This window comes from Edwardsiella sp. A.80236, from assembly GCF_044540725.1.
GTDB lineage: Bacteria > Pseudomonadota > Gammaproteobacteria > Enterobacterales > Enterobacteriaceae > Edwardsiella > Edwardsiella tarda.
The window spans coordinates 1-3,139 of sequence record NZ_JBIUCY010000044.1 but is presented as its reverse complement, the minus strand read 5'-3'; the positions used below and the strand labels follow the sequence as shown (position 1 = coordinate 3,139).

The following is a 3,139-nucleotide window of genomic DNA, read 5'->3' as shown; positions in this document are numbered from 1 at the left end:
TTGAATGGGTTCATGTGCAGCTCCATCAGCAAAAGGGGATGATAAGTTTATCACCACCGACTATTTGCAACAGTGCCATCACCGCTGCCTCGCTGTCCGGTTTCGGCATGATGCTGATGTAGTCCCGTTTTATCGTCATCACGAAGCTTTCTGCTATGCCATTGCTTTCCGGGCTTCGCACTGCTGTCGTACAAGGCTCCAGTCCCAGCAACCGGGCGAACGCCGGCACTGTTGGCAACTGCCTTCCGAAGCGTTTTTCCACCGCACCCAGCATGACATCCTGCACCGTTTCTTTGTCATAGCCTCCGGTGCTCGCTGCCCAGTCAATGATCTCCCTGTCGCAGCAGTCCTGCGCGAAGGTCACCCGCAGCTTTTCGCCATTATCACAGCGGAACTCAAAGCCATCTGAGCACCAGCGCCGGTTACTTTCCGCTACTGCTACGCGCCCCTTATGGGCCCGCTTACGGCAAGGATCAGCGGGTTTACGTTCAAGAAGCAGATTATGCGTTCTCATAATGCGATACACCCGCTTTGCATTAACCACAGGCAGGCCGTCCCGCTCCGACTCCCGTCGCAGCAGCGCCCACACACGGCGATAACCATACGTCGGCAGGTCAGCCACCGCCATGTTTATCCGGGACAATACGGTGGTATCGTCAGAACGGGGCTGCCGTCTGCGATCCTGTCAGTCAGATGGCCGGTGAACCCGAATGCTCAACTGCGCACGCGACACGCCAAGACTTCTGCAAACGTCGCTTATTCGTCGTTCCCAGGCAACGAGGGCGCATGCGCAATCCATTTTTTTGCCCGGCCGAACTCCACGGCCTCTTTGAGTATCTCGGCTTCCATCGTCTTTTTGCCCAGAAGGCGCTGGAGTTCGCGAATTTGCTTATTGGCGGCAGCGAGTTCGGAGGCCGGCACCACTTCCTCGCCCGATGCAACAGCCGTCAGTGAACCGTCTTAATATTGCTTGCGCCATTTGAATATCTGGTTTGCATTGATGCCATGCAGGCGCGCGACATGAGACACGGTCATACCGGGCTCCATAGTCTGCTGAATAATGGCAATTTTTTCCTGCGGTGTACGACGCCGACGCCGCTCAGGTCCTGATAACACTTCAACCATCTTATCGTTCTGACTGGTATTAAACATAGTTCCAAGACTACCTCTTATTTTAAGAGAGTCGAAGTGTCTGGTGATCTATGGGGCCAGTCTAGCCCTCTTCCAAGTGTAGGGAGATATAGTCAAAGTTTGCTTCTCCGCCGATGAGTCCGCCCTGCGTCGGATAGTCCGATTTTTTACCGGCGAAGCACGGCTCTCCTAACCCTATCTAAAGCGAATAACTTTTTTCAACAGGGCCGCGTGCCAATGCAAGAGCGATAGGCGCTCTACGCGCCAATTTGACCACTTAAAACAGGTAAATTGAGGGGTTGTAATGTGTTGATGTAACAGGCTTTTATTTTAATGTCTTGGCATATGTATAATGGTAGTCTAGCCCTCCTTTCAACAAGGAGTACTCATGGAAACCTACAATCATACATATCGGCACCACAACTTTTCACATAAAGACTTAAGTGATCTCACCTTCACCGCTTGCACATTCATTCGCAGCGACTTTCGACGTGCTAACTTGCGTGATACGACATTCGTCAACTGCAAGTTCATTGAACAGGGTGATATCGAAGGCTGCCACTTTGATGTCGCAGATCTTCGTGATGCAAGTTTCCAACAATGCCAACTTGCGATGGCAAACTTCAGTAATGCCAATTGCTACGGTATAGAGTTCCGTGCGTGTGATTTAAAAGGTGCCAACTTTTCCCGAACAAACTTTGCCCATCAAGTGAGTAATCGTATGTACTTTTGCTCAGCATTTATTTCTGGATGTAATCTTTCCTATGCCAATATGGAGAGGGTTTGTTTAGAAAAATGTGAGTTGTTTGAAAATCGCTGGATAGGAACGAACCTAGCGGGTGCATCACTGAAAGAGTCAGACTTAAGTCGAGGTGTTTTTTCCGAAGATGTCTGGGGGCAATTTAGCCTACAGGGTGCCAATTTATGCCACGCCGAACTCGACGGTTTAGATCCCCGCAAAGTCGATACATCAGGTATCAAAATTGCAGCCTGGCAGCAAGAACTGATTCTCGAAGCACTGGGTATTGTTGTTTATCCTGACTAATTGCTTTGATGTGTGATTTTAAACGCTCAAATTTATAAAACGAATAATATTGTCAACCTTGCAATAATAGACATAGGGACAACCATGTATAAATTTTTACCCTCAGGCGTCTTCACAATAGAGCCATATAGCAGTGGGTCACTTAGTGGGCTTAATTTTTCCATTAAAGATAATATTAATATTGCTCAGTATAAAACATCATATGGTAGCCCATCTTGGCAAGTAAACATAAGGCTGCCATTTATAAGGCACTGTTGCAAAAATGTGGAGGTGATAGGGGTACTACGCCGGAACCCCAGATTTTTCCGTCCGTTCAAATTATCCACGGTTGAGCAGCTTGATCCCGTCCGCCCGCAGTTGACCAACAGGGGAAATATGCCTGTACAAAGTTTGCCGGGTTATCCCAAGTTCCTGGCATAGCGTACTGACCTTTGTTTCTGATTGTCCCATTGATGCCATTGCCAGTCGCAGTTTGACTGGCGTCATTTTATAAGGTCGGCCGCCGTTCCGCCCACGGGCTCTTGCTGATGCCAGACCTGCAGTCGTTCTTTCAGCAATCAGTTCGCGCTCAAACTCCGCCAGTGCGGCAAAGATACCGAAGACAAGCTTGCCAGCGGCCGTTGTTGTGTCGATAGTCGCCCCGTGACCGGTCAGCACTTTCAGACCGGTCCCCCTCGCGGTCAGGTCGTGCACTGTATTAATGAGATGACGAAGATCACGACCGAGGCGGTCCAGCTTCCATACGACCGAGAGCATAAAAAATATTGGGGCAGCGTGAGCTATGCTGCCATCGCTGGTCCCTTCCCGTCACTTTGAAAACCCGGATACCAGCAGACAAATTTATCCTGCAGTTCGTTATTCAAAACGGCGGTCCGGGTCTGTAACAGGGGTCAGTTTGGATATCGAAAATTATTGTACGTTAGGCTCATTTTTTGACCATCAATGATGAGCCAATATCTGGCG

At 49.4% G+C, this 3,139-nt stretch carries 1 protein-coding gene and 2 pseudogenes; 1 reads left to right on the top strand and 2 read right to left on the bottom strand.

Features of this window, described 5'->3' with window-relative positions:
* Positions 1-70: 70 nt before the first annotated feature.
* A pseudogene (locus tag ACEQFP_RS17280) lies at positions 71-1,125 on the bottom strand (IS3 family transposase); the annotation flags it as partial.
* Between the two features lie 394 nt (positions 1,126-1,519).
* Here ACEQFP_RS17280 and ACEQFP_RS17275 point away from each other — a divergent pair.
* Positions 1,520-2,176 carry a quinolone resistance pentapeptide repeat protein QnrS1 gene (locus tag ACEQFP_RS17275; protein WP_001516695.1) on the top strand — a complete coding sequence of 219 codons (657 nt, stop codon included), beginning with the start codon at positions 1,520-1,522 and terminating at the stop codon, positions 2,174-2,176.
* A 318-nt stretch (positions 2,177-2,494) separates the two neighbouring features.
* Here ACEQFP_RS17275 and ACEQFP_RS17270 read toward each other — a convergent pair.
* Positions 2,495-2,923 (bottom strand): annotated as a pseudogene (locus ACEQFP_RS17270) (recombinase family protein); the annotation flags it as partial.
* Positions 2,924-3,139: the final 216 nt, after the last annotated feature.

Coding starts and splice junctions, on each gene's coding strand:
- ACEQFP_RS17275 (WP_001516695.1), top strand. CDS start 1,520: ATGGAAACCTACAATCATACATATCGGCACCACAACTTTTCACATAAA.